Raw genomic sequence first — 18533 nt, 5'->3', positions numbered from 1 at the left:
AAAAGAACCGACTAAAAAATCGGTTCTTTTTATCTTTCTTACACTGTCATTGAAGCAGGAACCGTAATTTGTCCTCCTGCTGGAACTTCTACAGTCGTTCCGTGGACGTTTAGGCTAAATGTCTCGCCTTCTGTTTGAGCGATTTCGACGGCATTCGGCTGTACATGGACATGGATATGATGACCGCGCCATTGCATCCGGAATGTATAACTCGTCCATCCTTTTGGCAACATTGGTTTAAAGGATAGCGTATCATTTGCTACTCGTAGTCCAGCAAATCCGTGAACAATCGACATCCACGATCCAACCATCGACGTGATATGCAACCCGTCTTCCGTGTCATTGTTGTAGTTATCAAGGTCTAGTCGCGCCGAACGTTGATACAATTCGACTGCTTTTTCCTCATAGCCAACTTCTGCTGCGATAATCGAATAGATACATGGAGACAATGACGATTCGTGAACGGTACGTGGTTCATAGAAATCGAAGTTCGCTTTTTTCTCTTCTAGACTGAAGCGATCCGTCAAGAAGTAGAGACCTTGCAAAACATCCGCCTGTTTGATAAAGACAGAACGAAGAATCCGGTCCCAAGACCAATTCTGGTTCAGCGGGAGATGTTTTGGATCGAGTTCAGCGACCAAGATTTGTTCTTTATCCATGAAGCCGTCCTGTTGCATGAAGATGCCAGGAGCTGCTTCGTCTTTTGGATAATACATCTTCGCATCGATATCCGCCCATTTCGCCAGTTCCTCATCCGTCAACGCTAATTGATGCATCAGTTCTTGTAGACGTCCTGGTTCTTCCTGTGCTAGATGACGATGAACGGTCTGTGTATACTCGAGACACCATGCCGCAATCAGGTTCGTATACCAGTTGTTGTTGACGTTGTTCTCGTATTCGTTCGGTCCCGTCACACCAAGAATCATGTAGACGTCTTTATGCGGCACGTAATTGACACGACTTGCCCAATAACGAGAAATTTCAACCAATACTTCAAATCCGTATTGTCCGAGATACGACGTGTCTCCCGTGTAGTTCGTGTAATTATAGATTGCATGTGCAATCGCACCGTTTCGGTGAATCTCCTCGTGAGTGATTTCCCACTCGTTGTGGCATTCTTCTCCGTTCATCGTCACCATCGGATAAAGAGCACCCTTCATTCCAACATTCTTATCCGCATTTTCTTTCGCTTGCGGCAATTGATTGTGACGATACTTAAGGAGGTTCCAAGCCACTTCTGGTTTTGATGTCGCAAGATAGAAATTCAAGCAGTATGCTTCCGTATCCCAATACGTCGCACCACCATACTTCTCGCCTGTGAATCCTTTTGGACCGATATTGAGGCGAGAATCTTCACCTGTGTAGGTCTGGAACATATGGAAGATATTAAAGCGAATTCCTTGCTGCGCTTCAACATCTCCTTCAATCTTCACGTCTGCTTCTTCCCAGTGGTGTAACCATGCTGCTTCATGTGTCGCAAGTAATGGTTCAAAACCTGATTCAAAAGCAACATGAACCCGTTTCATCGCTTGTTCGAGTAACGCCTCGATGTCATGATCACGATTCGTTACGAGCGCAACGAATTTCTCGACTGTGACGCCTTCGCCAACTGCTGCTTGTTTCGTGAAGCGATTCGCTACATATTGCGTATTGCCATCGACGACTTCACACTGTGCGCCTTCAACATCTGTGATCATCGCTGCTGTTACGTGCCAATCGAGCTTTTTTGTCTTTGATGTGACGTAACCGAAACGCTCTTCGATCCCATGTTCAACGGGGAGCCAGAACTTTTCATCATAGTTCGAGTCTTCATTCTCAACATCCGCATCAAGATACGATTCGATGACGATCTCTGCCTCAAAATTGACTGGTGTCACTGTATATTGCAATGCGGCTACTTCCTTATCGACAATCGAAAAGAAACGCTTTGATTCAATTTTTGTTTCTTCGACACCATTCTTCAATAGCATCGTCCGTGTCAATACGCCATGTTGCATGTCTAGTTCACGTTTGAAGTCGATGACTTCCCATGTATTCAAATCAACAGCTTTACCATTGACAGATACTTTCAAGCCCATGATGTTAATAGCATTGAGTACTTTCGCGAAGTATTCCGGATAACCATTTTTCCACCAACCAACACGTGTTTTATCCGGATAGTAGACTCCTGCAACATACATTCCTTGATGCGTATCACCTGTATATTCTTCTTCAAACGTACCACGCATTCCCATATGACCGTTTCCAATCGATGTCATGGACTCTGCTAGTCGATTATCTTCTGGATGAAAACCAAGCTCTGTAATTTTCCACTCATTGACCTCAAAAAGTCGTTTCATCGTCAAGTCGCTCCTTTTATGCTACGCATGCCGGATTCACCGTTCATGTAAGCGTTTCATCTATACTCTACATCCTTTATTGTACACATAAAAAGATTCAATGCAATCGTTTGCACGAAAATAAATTTCTTTTTCTGCAACCGCTTCCTTTTACTAGAAATACGCGTTTAAACTTAAGCAAAAAAGTCTATTTCCAAACCATTCGGTTTAAAAATAGACTTTATTTCATGCTTCAACTTTTCCGCCACATGACTGTCGGACAACGAGATAATGTGGAACGATGACGCGTTTTCCATAAGGTGTCGCATCCTCATTGATTTGTTCAATTAAACAATTCGTTGCTTCAAAACCTAGTCCAAAGATATTGATTTCAACAGAAGTCAGTGGTGGACTTGAAAATTCAGCGATGAACAAATTGTTGAAACTGACAACGGCCATTTGATCAGGAACACTGATCCCCATCTCATTCAGTGTACTCATGACACCAAGTGCCATCATATCGTCACTGACGACGACAGCAGTCGGAGGATGTTCAAGTGACATCAATCGTTTAACTGCTTCTGCGCCACCTGTCGTCATGAACGGTGCACTTACGATATAGGATTCATGAATCGGAATGCCCTCTTCCATCAGAGCTGTCTTGTACCCACCAACACGTTCTTGCGTCACGGCTAAGTCCTGTGCTCCTCCAACGAATGCAATGCATTCGTGTCCGAGTTGATGAAGATATTTTGTCACTTCACGTCCTGCTAGATAGTTGTCCGTGTCAACATACGTGACATGTGATGAATCGCTGAATGGTTTTCCGACAACGACGAATGGAAATTTCGAGTCTTGCAAAAATTGGACGACTTTATCATCCGTACGTGAATAGAGGACAACTACACCATCGACTCGACGACCCTGAACCATCGAGACGACTCCTTCGTACACTTCTTCTTCCGAAACACCTGTCGTCATGTACAATGAATAACCATTTTGATGTGCTTTTGTACTAATCCCTCGAATGACTTCCGAAAAAAATGGATTTTGAAGCGTTTTTGTTGCTGCACTTGGCATGACGAGGCCGATCGCCTGTGTCGTCCGATTTGCTAGGCTACGTGCATGAACGTTCGGATAATATCCGAGTTCATCCATCGCCTGCCGAACACGTTCTTTTGTCTTTTGACTGATGCGTGAACTGTTCGCAATGACGCGTGATACCGTCGAGGGTGCGACATTCGCTTCCCGTGCTACATCCTTGATTGTTACTTGCATCCCCTTCACCTCACCATTTCCCCTACTTGAGTATTTTATTTTGTTTGACGTTGCATGCGTTTACGATGAACGAGAAGAAGAACGAGTGCTAAAATCGGAGCAATTGCACCAATTGCGATGATCGACCACCAGTTGACTTGTGATTTTTCAATGACATAGCTGTTCGCACTACTCGCATCGAGCGTGATTTCATAAGCGTCACCATCTTGACGCACTAAGTCTGAGAACAATAGACCTCTTAGGCGCTTGTCATCACCGATTTCTTTCGCAGATACGCGCAAGCTCGTTTTTTTCTCTCCAAGATTGATGGCGTAAACGACTTGTTGTTGTTTCGTCTCCCGTGAGTAGACTGCCATATGATCTGTCTTTGCAATCAAGCGTTGCTTCCCTGTTGCAAACGCTGGATAATCTTGACGCATCTCGTTCAACGTCTTGACGTACTGTTGCATCTTCTTGTTTTGATCAAATATCATCATCATCCGGTTTCCGGGATCTTCACCGCCTGGCATCGCGATTTCTGTTCCTTGATAGACGATCGGCATACCAGGTGCAGCGTAGAGTGCGAACAATGCTAACCGCAACTGACGCTCCTCTTCATCCGCTCCACCAACCTTTGCTTCTGTGATGAAACGTTTAACATCATGATTGTCAATGAAGGTTGCAAGTCTCTTAGCATTCGGGTTAAACGTAGTATCTCGATTATAAACTGAATCTAACTCTTCCGCCGAACCATTTTTCCGAGCAAATTGATCCTTCACGCCATAATAAAACGGGAAGTTCGTCACGGAATCAAAACCTAATTTCGAATAAGACGCGATTTTTCGTGGATCTCCATCAAAGACTTCTGCTAACAAGAATAAGTCTGGATGCTTTTCCTTTACTGCAGGAATGAATGTTTTCCAAAATGCGGCTGGCACATGGCGAACCGTATCCAGTCGATAACCGTCTATACCCGTTTCATCGACCCAGTAGTTCGCAACATCCACTAAGTAATCCACGACTTCCGGATTTTCCGTATTGAAGTCTGGTAAATCAAATAACCAATTATTTTCGACTTCCGATGCATTATTCCAGTTCATGATTGGTTGATTTTTATGGAACCAGTCCGGTTTTTCTTTGACCATGGGGTGATTCGGTCCTAAGTGATTGACGACAAGATCGAGAACGACCTTGATATCCCGTTCATGCGCTTCCTTGACGAGACGCTTGAACTCTTCTTTTGTTCCGAAGTGCGGATCAATCTCGTAGTAATCATCCGTCCAGTATCCATGATAGCCATTTGGGCGGTTCTTGAAGATTGGCGTCAACCAAATCGAAGTAAAGCCTTTTTCCTTAATGTAATCAAGACGTTTCGTCACCCCTGCTAAATCTCCACCTTGGAAGGCTTTTGGATTTTCAGGATCCGCCTCTTTATCATTACTCGGATCACCATTCTCAAAGCGATCGACCATGATGAAATACATCCGTTCCTTTTCCCAACTTGCTGCTTCTCCGGTCATCGGTTGAAGTCCGATAGACAAGAGAAGCGGCAAGAGGAGAAGCATTATGCCTCGTCTCATGCCGCTGATTTCCCCCTTATGATTATCCTTTCGTTCCACCAGCTGTCAAACCAGATACGAAGAAACGCTGGAATGCGAAGAAGAGAAGAACGATTGGAACTGCTGATAATACGGCACCTGCCGCGAATAACGTAAAGTTATTGTCGAACTGCTCCGACACCATGTTGTACAACCCGACCGCAAGCGTCTGTTTCTCAGGAGAACGCAGAACAAGCGATGCTAAGATGAAGTCGTTGAATGGTGCCATGAAGTTGAATAACGCGATGACGGCGACCATCGGTTTTGCGAGCGGTAAGATGATTTGCCAAAAGATTCGTAAGTGACCGGCACCATCCATCCGTGCTGCCTCATCAAGTTCTTTTGGAATCGTATCGAAATATCCTTTTGCAAGATACGTATTCATTGGAATCGCGCCACCTGAATAGAGCAAAATAAGCGCCAGATGCGTATCAAACAATTCTAACATATTAAGCAGGACATAGATCGCAATGATCGCAACGAATTGCGGTACCATTTGCAAGACGAGGAACAGAATCAGTGAGTTTTTCCGACCGACGAAACGGTAACGTGAAAAAATGTATCCCGTTAACGTGATCAAAGCGACAGAAACGACCATCGTGATGACAGCGATTTTAATCGTATTCAAGTACCACATGCTATAATCCGTTTTCGACGGATCAAATAAATCAAAGTAGTGAATCAATGTCGGATTACTTGGGAAGATATCCGATGTAATACTTTTCCCTGGGTTGAGTGAAGTACCCACAACCCAAAGAAGTGGATAGACGATAATGATGGAGGCGATCGTCAAAATGAGATATGACAACGCCATATTGATTCGGTTTTGTTTTCTCATATTAGATCATATCCTCATCTTTGAATGATTTTGAACGCTTGAACTGAATGACGGCAATCGTCATGATGAAGAACGACAACACAAGCGTGATAGCTGCTGCAAATCCATACTGTGGATTGGAGCCAAGTGACAATTTGTAAATCCATGAAATCAAGATATCCGTTCCACCTGCCGATTGACCTGGTACTGCAGGTCCACCGTTGTTGAAAAGATAGATGATATTGAAGTTATTGAAGTTAAACGTATACTGCGTGATCAAAATCGGTGCCGTTGCAAACAAAATCATCGGCAATGTAATCAAGCGGAATTTTTCACCTGATGTAGCGCCATCGATCGTAGCAGCTTCATAGAGATCCTCTGGAATCGACTGTAAGATACCTGTTGTCAACGTCATGATGTACGGGAATCCTAACCACCACTGAATTCCGATCAAGGCAAGCTTCGTATAGGTCGGATCCGTCATCCAATCAATACCATTATTAAGACCAATTGCTGGTAGTAACGTCGTATTGAAGACACCAAATGTTTCATTGAACATCGAGCGGAAGATCAAGATCGTGATGAAGGCTGGTACTGCCCATGAAAGAATCAAGATTGAACGGAAGAATCGTTTTCCTTTGAGTCCTTTTTGGTTCAGTAAGACAGCAAGTCCAATCCCGATTGCGATGACTCCTGTCGTTGAAGCGACAGTCCAGACAAGCGTCCAACCAAGAACACTGACGAACGTATCACGGAAAATATCGACCGTAAAAATGTTCAGGAAGTTTTGAATCCCAATCCATTCGACCAACTTCGCTGGTGGTGAGTTGTTAAATTTATAGTTCGTAAAGGCAATCAAGAAAGTAAAAATCAACGGTAAGACGACCGTGAACACTAAAAGTACTAACGAAGGAATCAACATCGCGTATGGGAATCCGTTATCGCGGAAGTTGCGAAGTTGCATTTTCAAAGAAGGTACTTCAAGGTTCATATCACGTAACTTACCGATTCGATACGCATCGATAAAGTTCCAGACGTAAATGGCGATACCAAAGATAAGTAAAATCAAGGCAATGATGCCCTCGACCATTAGAAAGATCGAGTGATCCCCTCTTACGCCTGGTACCTCACCGAGTGTAATCAAGCCCCAGATCGCTCCGCGATCGCCAGGACCATTTCCGGCTCCTTTAAAGAACAATTCAAAATTGACGAGGAAATATGAAAGTACAACGACAAAAAATGTCGCGCCTTTAAGGAATTGTTTATTGTATAGTTGTCCCACTCCTGGAATGATCGACATCAGCGCCGCAATCGTGCGGTGGTTCGTCTTTTTTTCAGGCGTTGGATTCGTCGGGTGTGGTGTTGCAATCGCAGCCATCGTCCGTTCTCCTTTCCAAAGGTCATGTCTGACCTCAGGCTTCTCTTCCAACCATAAAGATGAGGGGGAATCCAAGATCCCCCTCTCTTTATCTCTTTGTCATGGATTCACGCGTTCCACTTACGCTTATTGATTGTTTGCTTCGATTTGTTGCTTGATTTGTTTCACAGCGTCATCAGCTGATTTTTGTGCGTCTTGTTTGTTCGTTGCAACAAGCTGGAGTGCTGCTGCCATTGGCTCCCAAACTTGACCCATTTCAGCGATGTTCGGCATTGGTACACCGTTTTTCGCTTGTGCGAAGACTGCTGCTGCAACTTCGTTATCTTTGATTGCTGCATCTTCTTGGAGCTCAGTAACTGGTGGGATCTCGTTGTATTTCTCAAACATTGCTTTCGCATTGTCTTTACCAGTAAGTGAAGTTAAGAACTTCTCAGCCCACTCTGCATTTTCCGAGTATGCAGAAATCGCGTACGTTTTTACACCAACGAATGTTTTGATTGGCTCACCGTTAGGAAGTTTCGGAAGCTCAGACGCTCCAAGGTTGATGCCTTTTTCTTTGTACCCTGCGACAGCCCAAGGACCGTTCATAACAGCTGCAGCTTTTTTATCGCCGAAGAGTTGGTCCATAGCTTGACCACCGCCACCACCGATAAGCCCTTTCGGGAAGAGACCTTCTTTGTACCATTTACCGATGTAATCCATTCCTTCGACTGCACCTTTATTATTCAAGCCGATATCCGCTGGATCCAATTTACCACCGTTGTCTTTGAAGACATAACCACCGTATCCACCAATTGGACCGTGTGCGAAGTAGAAGTTATCCCAAAGTGCGAGGAAACCGTACTGACCGTCTTTTTTCTTTTCAGTAGACAGTTTGTATAAGTCATCCATTGAAGTTGGCGCTTCTTTTAGTTCATCTTTATTGAAAAGGAGGATTGGTGTTTCAATTGCTTTTGGATATCCGTAGACTTTACCGTCAAACGTAACTGCTGATTTCGCTGTATCAATGAACGGGTCAAGTGCTTTTTCACCATCTTTAAGTTCAGCGATCAACCCTTGGTCGACGACTGTACCAATCTGATCGTGTGGAAGAAGCATGATATCTGGTCCTTTACCTGCTGGTCCGTCAAGTGCTACTTTCTTCTGCTGATCCGTCATTTTGACTTCTTTGACTTCGACTTTCACGCCTTCTTTTTCTTCAAATGCTTTTGCTGCCGCTTTTGTCGTTTCAGCTTTATCAGTATCTTCCCAAACGACGATTTTAGATGGTTTTTTGCTACCTGATTCTGAAGATGAAGAATCAGAATCTGATCCACCGCCACATGCTGCAAGAGCACCGATTGCCATGACAGATACAGAAAGACCTGCTACGAATTTTTTCATTTCCATGATTGAAATTTCCTCCCCAAGTTAACTTATAAATGATAAGTTTTAATGCACAACGTTTGCATAAAGGCACAACCATTTTCTCATGATAACAACCGAGAGGTTGTAAGCGTTTTATGAAAACGTTTGCATCACCTTTACATTTTTATTATACAATCTAAAATCCTTTTGACAAGACCTTTTGATCAATTATTTTCTTACATTTCAAAAACTTTTTATTTCTGAATTCATTATTTGAATCAAATGCTATCTTGAATAAGTGAGCAAAAAGAAAACGTTTTCATTTTTAATGTTTGCACAACATGATGCAAACGATTGCATCATACTCTCGACTTTTATCAGGAATCCTTGATTTCATAGGATTGCAATTGACTTTAAGAAAGCGCTTTACTATTCTTAGAGCGAAGACATAATCAATACGATGCAAGCGATTGCGTTAAGGAGTGACTGCCATGTTCAAAGAAGCTGTGTTCCACCGTGCGATGTCTCCATTCGTCTACAAGTACGATGAGCGAACAATCCACATCCGCCTACAAACGAAAAAAAATGACGTTGATCGCGTCGATTTGATTTGGGGTGATCCGTATGATTGGCATACTGAAAATCCAGATGCTGCCGACTGGAACTTTGACCCTTCGAAATCAAACTACTGGAATACATTTGAAACACCGATGAAGCGTAGTGGCTCAGATGAGTTATACGATTACTGGTTCATCGATGTTGTTCCTCCGTTTCGTCGTTTACGGTACGGTTTCCGCCTCCATGACGGTGCAACCAGCCAAGTCTTTACGGAGCGTGGCTGGTTCGATGAAAAACCACTCGATGATACAGGATACTATTTCTGTGTCCCTTTTCTTAACGCAGTCGATGTATTTACTGCACCAGATTGGGTCCAGAATACGGTCTGGTATCAAATTTTCCCAGATCGCTTTGCAAATGGTGATACTGCGAATGATCCAGCCGGTACGCTTCCATGGAACAGTACCGAACCGACGACGACAAATCTATTTGGTGGAGACTTTCAAGGTGTCATCGACCATATTGATTACCTCGTTGAGCTCGGTATCACCGGAATCTACTTCTGTCCAATCTTCTTAGCAAAGTCGAATCATAAATACGATACGATTGATTACTTAGAAATTGATCCACAGTTCGGCACAAAGGAAAAATTCAAAGAAATGGTTGATTTATTACATGCACATGGCATTCGAATCATGCTAGACGCGGTCTTCAATCACGCCGGCTTCCACCATAAAGCATTTGCTGATATCCGTGAACATGGTAGTCATTCCACCTATAAAGAATGGTTCCACCTGCGCGACTTCCCGCTCGTGACCGAGCCACTCCCAAATTATGATACATTCGCTTTCGTACCTGAGATGCCGAAATTCAATACCGAAAACGATGAAGTAAAGTCATACTTACTCCATGTCGCGCGCTACTGGGTCGAAGAATTTGGAATAGACGGTTGGCGTCTCGACGTCGCCAATGAAGTTGATCACGCGTTCTGGCGTGACTTCCGCCAAGTCGTCAAAGACGTTAATCCTGAAACCTATATCCTTGGTGAAATTTGGCACGATTCACAGGAATGGTTACTTGGAGATCAATTTGACGCTGTCATGAACTATCCATTTACAAATGCTGCTTTGAACTTCTTTGCATTAGATAAGACTAAAGCAACCTCGTATGCGAATGATATGTCACACGTGTTGTTCTCAAACACGATGAATGTTAATGAAGTGACCTTTAATTTGATTGGTTCTCACGATACACCGCGTGCATTGACGCGTGCAGGGAATAATAAGAGTAAGTTACGTCTCTTATTACTTTCGATGCTGACATTCTCCGGTAGTCCGGTCGTTTACTATGGTGATGAGATTGGTCTGGATGGAGATCAAGATCCGGGATGTCGAAAATGTATGCCATGGGATCCTGAGGATCAGGATCAAGAATTGTTTGCCTATACGCGACATTTATTACAGCTTCGCAAGCAACATAAGACGCTTGCGAATCAAGGGCATATCTCGTTTGTTCATGCTAATGACGAGACAAATACAATCATCATGCGCCGCATGAGTCAGGACGGATTGTATTACATCTACTTTAACAATTCAGATGTTGCCGTTTCCTTGACTGCCCCACAAGCCGGTCGTGGACTCGACTTATTAACGAATTTACATCAGCAGACGCTTGATGTCTCTCTCCCTGCGTATTCAGGAACGATTGTTCAAGTCTTATAACCATCTAAAAGCCTGTACACTTACCTTCTAATATAGAAGTTTTGTGTCCAGGTTTTTTCTGTATCCGTTCTCTAGGATAGAAACGAGTTAATGAATGTCAGTGAATTAGGGTATAGGGTACAGAAAGGAGGACATCCTCCATGGAAATTTTCTTTTACGCCGGTTTAATTCTGATCGGCTTGTTTAGTATTAGTTATTTAAGTGAGCGTTTCCATGTTCCCAGCATTCTTGCCTTCATCCTGATTGGTATCGTTCTCGGATTTTACTATGATCCACCAGAAGAGCTAAAGCTCGGTGGTGAAGCAGGAATCATCGTCTTATTCTTTTTACTCGGTCTAAAATTTTCAGTGGCGGACTTGCTGATTCAGCTCCGTTCCATTTGGAAAGCGGGAGTCATCGATATTCTACTTTCGTTTGGTGGAACAATCCTGTTGACCCTATCGTTTGGCTTTTCAGTCGCCGAATCGTTTTTGATCGGCTGTGTCTTGTATGCGACGAGTTCTTCGATTTCTGCTCGGCTGCTCGACCGTGAACCAGATAAACACCAAGACGTGAATCGCTTCGTGCTGTCCTTACTCGTCTTCGAAGATTTGATGGCACCAATCCTACTGACGACGGCACCGTTCGTTTTAGGGACTGCGACGTTCTCAGTTGCCAAAATCAGTATCATCTTTCTCGGGTTCGCCTTCTTCTTCATTGCTCTGATGATCATGACGTTGTTTATCCGAAGACGTGGGCGGTTAGTCGACTCCCTCTATCGACATCCCGATGCTGGGATCGGGATCATCGGCTTGATCTTATTGTTTTCTGGAATTGGAATCTTATTTGGTCTATCGGAAGTACTCGGTGCCTTCATCATCGGTATTCTGCTAACCGAACTGGATGAGACGCGTTATCTTAAACGGCTAGTCACTCCGTTCCAAGACTTATTATTACCATTGTTCTTTATCACGTTCGGAATGTCCTTCGAGTTAACTGAGGGATTACCGATTGATTTCTTTTTCTTTGCTCTTGTCATTTGGGGAGTCGTCTCTAAATTCTTAGTCGGTTACCTCGGCGGAAGGTCCTTTGGTTTATCCAATTATCATGCGATCGAATCAGGCTTTTGTCTTGGACCACGGGGTGAATTTTCAATTCTCTTCATTACACTCGCTAGTGGCGCATTCGTGACGTTGACCGGGATATATATTTTCGTTTCCGCTTTTCTCGGAATTCTACTATTCCGTATCTCTACGGGATTGACGAATCGTACACATGCGACTGCACGAAAAATCAAAAAGAAATTGAATTAAAAAGACGTCGGCGCATGTGCGTTTCCGACGTCTTTCTTCTATATATGTTTTTCAATTCATCGTCCGACAAAAACAGGTCGCTTTTTTTCAATGAACGATTCGACCGCATGGCGATGATCTTCTGTCTTTCCTGCACGTGACTGGTAGATGATTTCTTGAGCAAGCATCTCTTCTAAATTATTTTCATAGCTCGCTGCTTGAAGTTGCTTAATATATCCAATCACCTTCGTCGGACGATTAGCAAGCGATTGAGCAAACAACGTGACTTCCTCGTCAAAGCGATCAGCTTCAATGCGACGTGTCGCAAGATTGAGCGAAACGGCTTCGTCTGCTGAAATCGTGTCCCCAAGTAACGCAAGTTCCATTGCTTTGGCGGCTCCAATTAGACGAGGCAAGAAATACGGCGCACCTGCATCTGGGACAAGACCAATATTAATGAAACCAAGCGACAATTTTGCTTCCACATGGACTAGTCGAAAATCACAAGCTAGCGTTAAGGATAAACCAGCTCCTGCTGCAACGCCATTGATGGCAGCGATTGTTGGTTTTTTCGATTTAGCTAACGCACGGACGACCGGATGGTAGTACTGTTTGAGGTATTCACCGTGATCAAGTTCAGGTGAAACCGTCTTTAAATCCTGCCCTGCACAAAAGCCTCGTCCTTCTCCGGTCAGAACGATGACACGTACTTCCTCATCCTGATTCGCTTCTTCTAAGGCGTCTGCGAGTTCTTCTAATAAGTTCGAAGTTAAGGCATTCAGTTGTTTTGGTCGAGCAAGGGTGAGTGTTGCGACCTGATCCTTGACGACATAATTCATTTCTCGTTTCATCGGATTCCCCTACCTTTTAAAAATGAATGATTGTTCATTATGATGTATTCGTGATATTTTATGAAAATCCTTTTAAATCTCTTTTTTTTTAATGAAAGACAAAAAAGCCTCTTTCATTATGAAAATCGAAGGCGTATAGTTTCAAAAAGATAAAGAAACACTATTCGTTTTATGAAACAAAGGGGATTTATTTATGAAAACAGTCAAGCAACCTAGCTTATTCCACATTACGTGGCCATTATTTATTGAAATCGCATTGCACATGAGCCTCGGGATCATTGCAACGTTGATTTTAAGTTATTACTCAGATAGCGCTGCTGCCGCAGTTGGCGTATCTAATCAAATTTTGAACATCTTCATTATTCTATTTAACATCACCTCGGTCGGTGCAACGATCATTATTGGTCAGTACCTTGGTGCAAGAAAAACGCAAAACGCTCGTCAAACTGCTCGTTCTGCTTTTGCGATTAACTTGTATACTGGTTTGATCGTTTCTCTGACCGTCGTGTTGTTCGGAAGACAACTCCTTGGATTTTTCTCTTTAGAAGGAGAGACACTCGTCTATGGCGAAACGTTCATTAAGATCGTTGGTCTATTCCTTTTCTTAGAAGCAATTTCACTGACACTTGGCGCGATTCTTCGAAGCCACGGATTCACAAAAAACGCCATGTACGTCACGTTACTCATGAATTTCGTCAGTGCCTTTGGTAACGTCATCGCCGTTCTCGGTCTCTTCGGCATCCCGGTTCTCGGTGTTGCCGGTGTCGCTTGGTCGATCGTCATCGCTCGGACAATTGCTGTCCTCGTCTTGTTTTTTGTCGTTTACCGCAAACTTTCATTACGTTTTACAGTAAAAGATTTGATTCATTTCGATCGTGAAGATGTAAAACGGATCATGAACATCGGAATTCCATCTGCAGGAGAAGGGATTTCGTATCAATTTTCACAACTCATCATCACTGGATTCATCGCAACAATCGGTGAAGCAGCATTGTCGGCTCGTGTCTATGTATCAAACATCACGATGCTTTGTTTCCTATTTACACTTGCGATTGCTCAAGGAACGCAACTCCTCGTCGCACGCCAAGTTGGTGCTCAACAATTCGAACAAGCATACGGACGTGCTGTGAAGACATTAAAAATCGCTGTCTTCGCAAGCTTCATCTCAGCTGTCGCTCTCGCTTCGTTCGGTTCGTCGATTTTATCAGCGTTCACATCGAGTCCTGAAATCATCGCAATCGGTATTCCATTACTCTGGGCAAGCGTCATTCTTGAACCAGGACGTGCAATGAATATCGTGCTTATGGGAACTCTTAAATCTGCAGGAGATGTTCGTTTCCCTGTCGCGATTGGTATTTTGTCGATGTGGGGTATCGCAGTCGTGTTGAGTTACACGCTTGGTCTCGGTTTCGGTCTTGGTTTACTTGGAATCTGGATTGCCTTCTCTGCTGACGAATGGTTCCGTGGCGTTTTTGCCATGAAACGTTGGCATGGACGGAAATGGGTCCAATACTCACTCGTCAAAGGAGAAACACATGAGCAAAACGAACGTCGAGAGGCTACTGAAGCAGTCTAAAATTGACTTCGAATCTCTCACTTACCCTGTTGATCTCGATGATTTATCTGCTGAAGCTGTAGCTAGAAAGATTAATTACCCGCTTTCGACCATTTTTAAAACCCTTGTTTTGAAAATGGTCGAAAATAAATATGCGTTCGTCGTCATTTCGGGGGAAGAAGAACTCTCTTTGAAAGCGGCGGCTAAAGCATTGCACTCGAAAAAAGTCGCACTCGTTCCGATGAAAGACTTAGAAGGATTGACTGGTTATGTTCGAGGTGGCGTCTCTGCCATCGGTGCCAAAAAGAACTTTCCGGTCCTCCTATCGGATCGTGCTATGAATGAAGCATTCATCATCCTATCTGCCGGCAAGCGTGGACATCAAGTTCGGTTGAGTCCTTATGATTTTTTAGCTTTTACTCAAGGGATTCTCTTTACGAACGGCTGAATTCCACCTCCTAACTATGATATGATGAGTAGTATCGATGAAGTGGCAGGAGGAATCATTTTGTGGAAAGATCGTGTTCGTAATTCAATACCTAATCTATTTACGTTCGGAAATCTGTATTGTGGTTTTTTAGCCATCGTCATGGCAGCAAAAGGTGATTTTCAAAACGCCACCTTACTGATCGTCATTGCGATGATGCTTGATAGTCTTGATGGACGCCTAGCTCGTATGCTTGGTGTAGCAGGCGACTTCGGAAAAGAACTGGACTCATTGGCAGATATCGTGACATTTGGTGTCGCGCCAGCGATGATGGCCTACTATACGTATTTTTATGAATTCGGAGAAATTGGTTTACTGATTTCAGCCCTGTTCCCACTGTTCGGTGCCTTTCGTCTTGCCCGGTTTAATTTATCGGCAACGAATGTCGCTTCCGCCTACTTCTCTGGCGTACCGATTACGGCTGCTGGGGGTATCCTCGCCGTCGTCACTTTGTTCAGTGGACGAATGAATGACTTGATGGTTCCACTCGTCTTCACAGGTCTTGCTTTCTTGATGGTCAGTCGTGTCAAGATTCCGAGCTTCAAAGACATTCCCGTTCCACGTCATACATTCGTCATTACTTTTACGCTACTATATGTAACGTATGTCATGATTGCTCGCAACAATGAATGGTCAACGTTTTGGTTCGTTGCTGTTCCATTGTACATCGCGTTTCTTCTCTTCTCGTTCATTAAAAAGAAGAAACAAAAACAACATTCAAACGGATGATGATATCAAGTGGTCTAGTTCCTCGCATGAGAAGCTAGACCACTTTTTTAATAGGACCGCTTCTCCCTCGCTCGTTTTTAAGATATATGGGTATACTTATGACAGAAGCTATCTTTGAAATGGAGGAATGTCACGCATGGAACAGTTCCATAAACGTCTTTGGATTTTTTTCTCGATTTGGTTCGCCATCGGTTTGATCCTAGTCGGTTTTTCTTTACTCCCCCCTTGGCTTGAGTGGGCAAATGCCGTCTTTCTATTCGCTTCCGGATTATACGCAGCACTTTACTTTTGGCATGTCTTACCGAAAGGACGTCTCGTCATCCTATTCATCTTCTTCGGTTCCATCATCATCGAATCGATTGGTGTTCATACCGGTTGGCCGTTTGGAACGTATCGTTATGAGTCTGATTTTGGGGTGCAATTACTCGGTGTACCGATTACGATTGGGGCAGCATGGCTTTCTGTCATGGGCGCGAGTCTCGCCTTCTCTCGTTTGTTCTCGTTTCGTTATAGTACGCTGATTCTTGTCCCACTGTTTGCCGTCTGGCTCGATTTAGCGATCGATCCCGTTGCTGCTAACGTAAAGTCTTATTGGCTCTGGCAAGACGGTGGATGGTATTACGATATTCCAACACAAAACTTTCTCGGATGGTACGGAACGGCTCTTGTCTTTTCGATTTTCATCCATCGTTATCAAGTAAGAGCGACAGACAACGTACTCGAGCAAAACAATCAGTATCTCTTTTTAATGTTGCACACCTTATTTGGCGTGACGGCAGGTGTTGCCGGTCTATATGGTGTCACCCTAGTCAGCTTAAGTGCATTCATCATCTATTTCATTGTGAAACGAGGGGTTATCGTTGAAAGAAGCAAACAAAAGCAAATTAGCTGAGTCCGTATTTCATACGTATGTGGATCATGCCTTAATCCGTCGTCACTTTCATCGCGTCTTATATCGTGCAGACGATTTACCACTTCCGGGACTTATGCTTGCCACTCACGGTTCTTGGTGGGATGGCATGATTTTATTTCACTTGGACCAGACCTGTCTTCGTCAAGATCCATATGTCATGATTGACCAAGCGGGTCTTGCTCGCTTTCCTTTCTTCTCACGCTTAGGCGCATTCTCTGTTGATCGAACATCGTTCGCTGATATTAAGAAAAGCCTCCATTATGCAAAAGAACAACTGCTAAACGGTAGTAGCGTCTGGATGTTTCCTCAAGGTGAAGAGCGCCATCAAGAGGAACGTCCACTTCGCTTAGCGAGTGGCGCGACACATTTGACACGACATACGGATCACGTGTCTCTCGTCGCTTTTTATTATTCCTATGGACATGAACAGCAACCGGATGTCTACATCCGGACGCGACGATTTCACCCAATGCCCAACGAACGCTCGAGCGATCAGGCAAAACGTCTGACAGCTGAACTAACTGCCTTGTACGACGACATTCGGGCGGATGCCATCATGGAACGCACTGATTTATATCGTCGTGTCACTACACGAAGGGAGCCACTCCCCGCTCGAACGGAGCGCTGGTTACGGGCACTCCGTCCATGAGTTGGTTCTTTCTTTTCTTCGCTCTAGCAGTCTGTCTCTACACATGGATTAACTTGGCTTTCCTGCCTCGGTTAGTGGACCAAGTCCAACCAGACAGTCTAGCGATTTGTATTCCTTTACGTAATGAAGAACGCAATGTACAAAAGTTATTAGACTCATTAGCGCCTGCACTGACTCAAGGAATGCACGTTTATTTATATGAAGATCGATCGACCGATCGAACGCGTGAGCTACTGATAGAACGGATTGGTCAAGACGATCGTTTTACGATCATTGACGGTCTCCCTTTACCGGAAGGCTGGGCTGGAAAGGTTCATGCATGCCATCAGCTTGCGCAACGGACAACAGAAGATCATTTGTTATTTCTTGATGCGGATGTCACCTTGCAATCTGATGCGATTTGTCGCTTGTACGGAACGTTACGAGCAGAACAAGCCGTGTTTCTTTCCGGATTCCCATCATTTCCTGTACCGACGTTTCTCGGAAAATGTCTGATTCCGATGCAACATGTTCTCATAGCACAGCATCTCCCGATTCCTTTTCGTAAAGTGAAGCATCCAGCGTTTGCTGCTGCTAACGGGATGGTCGTCCTCGTCGAACGACGGGCGTATGAACAAGTCGGTGGACACAAAAGTATTCAAGCCGCTCTCGTTGACGACTTAGAACTTTGTCGTACATTTAAACGGCACGGATTGACGACGACACTTGTCGAAGTCGCTCCAGCAGTGTCTTGTGATATGTACGCGACGAACGAAGAAGTCTGGCAAGGTTTTTTAAAGAATGTCTTTCGTGGGATGAACGATTCTTATAGTGTCGGTTTGTACTTTCTTTTCTTTTACCTTATACAAGCAAGCGTTCTTCCTCTTTTCATCATTCAGCCCTCTTGGCAAATGGGAGGAGCACTGATTCTTCTTTACTTGGCTCGATTCCGGATCGATGCTGCTGCAAGGATTCGGCATGTTTGGTGGCTCCATCCGCTAGCGACACTCTTGTATGTTGTCTTATTAGCAAGTGCGATGGTTCGAAGTTTCAGGAAACGGGAAATCACATGGAAGGGTAGGACCTATTCATAAGGAGGAATCAG

At 44.1% G+C, this 18533-nt stretch carries 15 protein-coding genes; 8 read left to right on the top strand and 7 right to left on the bottom strand.

The window, feature by feature from the left end; all coding sequences use genetic code 11:
* Positions 1-38 precede the first annotated feature (38 nt).
* The 6 genes from ADM98_RS06030 to ADM98_RS06005 form a co-directional block, all read right to left on the bottom strand.
* The gene (locus tag ADM98_RS06030) at positions 39-2339 is read right to left on the bottom strand and encodes a glycoside hydrolase family 65 protein (RefSeq protein WP_053452692.1); all 2301 of its coding nucleotides are present in this window, start codon (positions 2337-2339) and stop codon (positions 39-41) included.
* A gap of 225 nt (positions 2340-2564) precedes the next feature.
* Positions 2565-3596 (bottom strand): LacI family DNA-binding transcriptional regulator, encoded by a 1032-nt coding sequence (locus ADM98_RS06025; RefSeq protein WP_053454489.1) that lies wholly within the window; start codon positions 3594-3596, stop codon positions 2565-2567.
* A gap of 35 nt (positions 3597-3631) precedes the next feature.
* A complete protein-coding gene (locus ADM98_RS06020; RefSeq protein WP_053452691.1) occupies positions 3632-5155 on the bottom strand; it encodes an alpha-amylase family glycosyl hydrolase in 1524 nt (507 codons plus the stop codon).
* Between the two features lie 22 nt (positions 5156-5177).
* Positions 5178-6011, bottom strand: coding sequence for a sugar ABC transporter permease (locus tag ADM98_RS06015; RefSeq protein ID WP_053452690.1), 834 nt, complete (start codon positions 6009-6011; stop codon positions 5178-5180).
* Between the two features lies 1 nt (position 6012).
* On the bottom strand, positions 6013-7368 hold the full coding sequence (locus tag ADM98_RS06010) for a carbohydrate ABC transporter permease (RefSeq protein ID WP_053452689.1): 1356 nt from the start codon (positions 7366-7368) through the stop codon (positions 6013-6015).
* A gap of 126 nt (positions 7369-7494) precedes the next feature.
* Positions 7495-8751 (bottom strand): extracellular solute-binding protein, encoded by a 1257-nt coding sequence (locus ADM98_RS06005; RefSeq protein ID WP_053454488.1) that lies wholly within the window; start codon positions 8749-8751, stop codon positions 7495-7497.
* Positions 8752-9206: 455 nt separating this feature from the next.
* On the opposite strand from ADM98_RS06005, the gene ADM98_RS06000 reads away from it, so the two are divergent.
* Positions 9207-10994 (top strand): glycoside hydrolase family 13 protein, encoded by a 1788-nt coding sequence (locus tag ADM98_RS06000; RefSeq protein WP_053452688.1) that lies wholly within the window; start codon positions 9207-9209, stop codon positions 10992-10994.
* Between the two features lie 140 nt (positions 10995-11134).
* Positions 11135-12286: a cation:proton antiporter gene (locus tag ADM98_RS05995; protein WP_053452687.1), complete on the top strand. Its 1152-nt coding sequence runs from the start codon at positions 11135-11137 to the stop codon at positions 12284-12286.
* Positions 12287-12342: 56 nt separating this feature from the next.
* Here the strand turns inward: ADM98_RS05995 and ADM98_RS05990 are convergent, their stop codons facing one another.
* Positions 12343-13116, bottom strand: coding sequence for an enoyl-CoA hydratase/isomerase family protein (locus ADM98_RS05990; RefSeq protein WP_053452686.1), 774 nt, complete (start codon positions 13114-13116; stop codon positions 12343-12345).
* Between the two features lie 193 nt (positions 13117-13309).
* Here ADM98_RS05990 and ADM98_RS05985 point away from each other — a divergent pair, with 193 nt between their 5' ends.
* The 6 genes from ADM98_RS05985 to ADM98_RS05960 all read left to right on the top strand — a co-directional run bounded on the left by ADM98_RS05985 (position 13310) and on the right by ADM98_RS05960 (position 18522).
* Positions 13310-14692: an MATE family efflux transporter gene (locus ADM98_RS05985; RefSeq protein WP_053452685.1), complete on the top strand. Its 1383-nt coding sequence runs from the start codon at positions 13310-13312 to the stop codon at positions 14690-14692.
* Positions 14652-15119 carry an aminoacyl-tRNA deacylase gene (locus ADM98_RS05980; protein ID WP_053452684.1) on the top strand — a complete coding sequence of 156 codons (468 nt, stop codon included), beginning with the start codon at positions 14652-14654 and terminating at the stop codon, positions 15117-15119. The genes ADM98_RS05985 and ADM98_RS05980 overlap by 41 nt, the downstream gene beginning before the upstream one ends.
* A 21-nt stretch (positions 15120-15140) precedes the next feature.
* Positions 15141-15887, top strand: a complete 747-nt coding sequence (gene pssA, locus ADM98_RS05975; protein WP_200904889.1) for a CDP-diacylglycerol--serine O-phosphatidyltransferase — start codon at positions 15141-15143, stop codon at positions 15885-15887.
* A 136-nt stretch (positions 15888-16023) separates the two neighbouring features.
* Entirely contained in the window at positions 16024-16779 is a 756-nt protein-coding gene (locus tag ADM98_RS05970) for a carotenoid biosynthesis protein (RefSeq protein ID WP_053452682.1), read from the top strand.
* A complete protein-coding gene (locus ADM98_RS05965; RefSeq protein ID WP_053452681.1) occupies positions 16748-17449 on the top strand; it encodes a lysophospholipid acyltransferase family protein in 702 nt (233 codons plus the stop codon). The genes ADM98_RS05970 and ADM98_RS05965 overlap by 32 nt, the downstream gene beginning before the upstream one ends.
* Positions 17446-18522, top strand: coding sequence for a glycosyltransferase (locus ADM98_RS05960; protein WP_053452680.1), 1077 nt, complete (start codon positions 17446-17448; stop codon positions 18520-18522). Before ADM98_RS05965 ends, ADM98_RS05960 begins: the two co-directional genes overlap by 4 nt.
* Positions 18523-18533: the final 11 nt, after the last annotated feature.

Source organism: Exiguobacterium sp. BMC-KP, from assembly GCF_001275385.1.
Lineage (GTDB): Bacteria > Bacillota > Bacilli > Exiguobacteriales > Exiguobacteriaceae > Exiguobacterium_A.
Note: the sequence above shows the minus strand (reverse complement) of the source record. Positions and strands in the feature narration are given on the sequence as shown.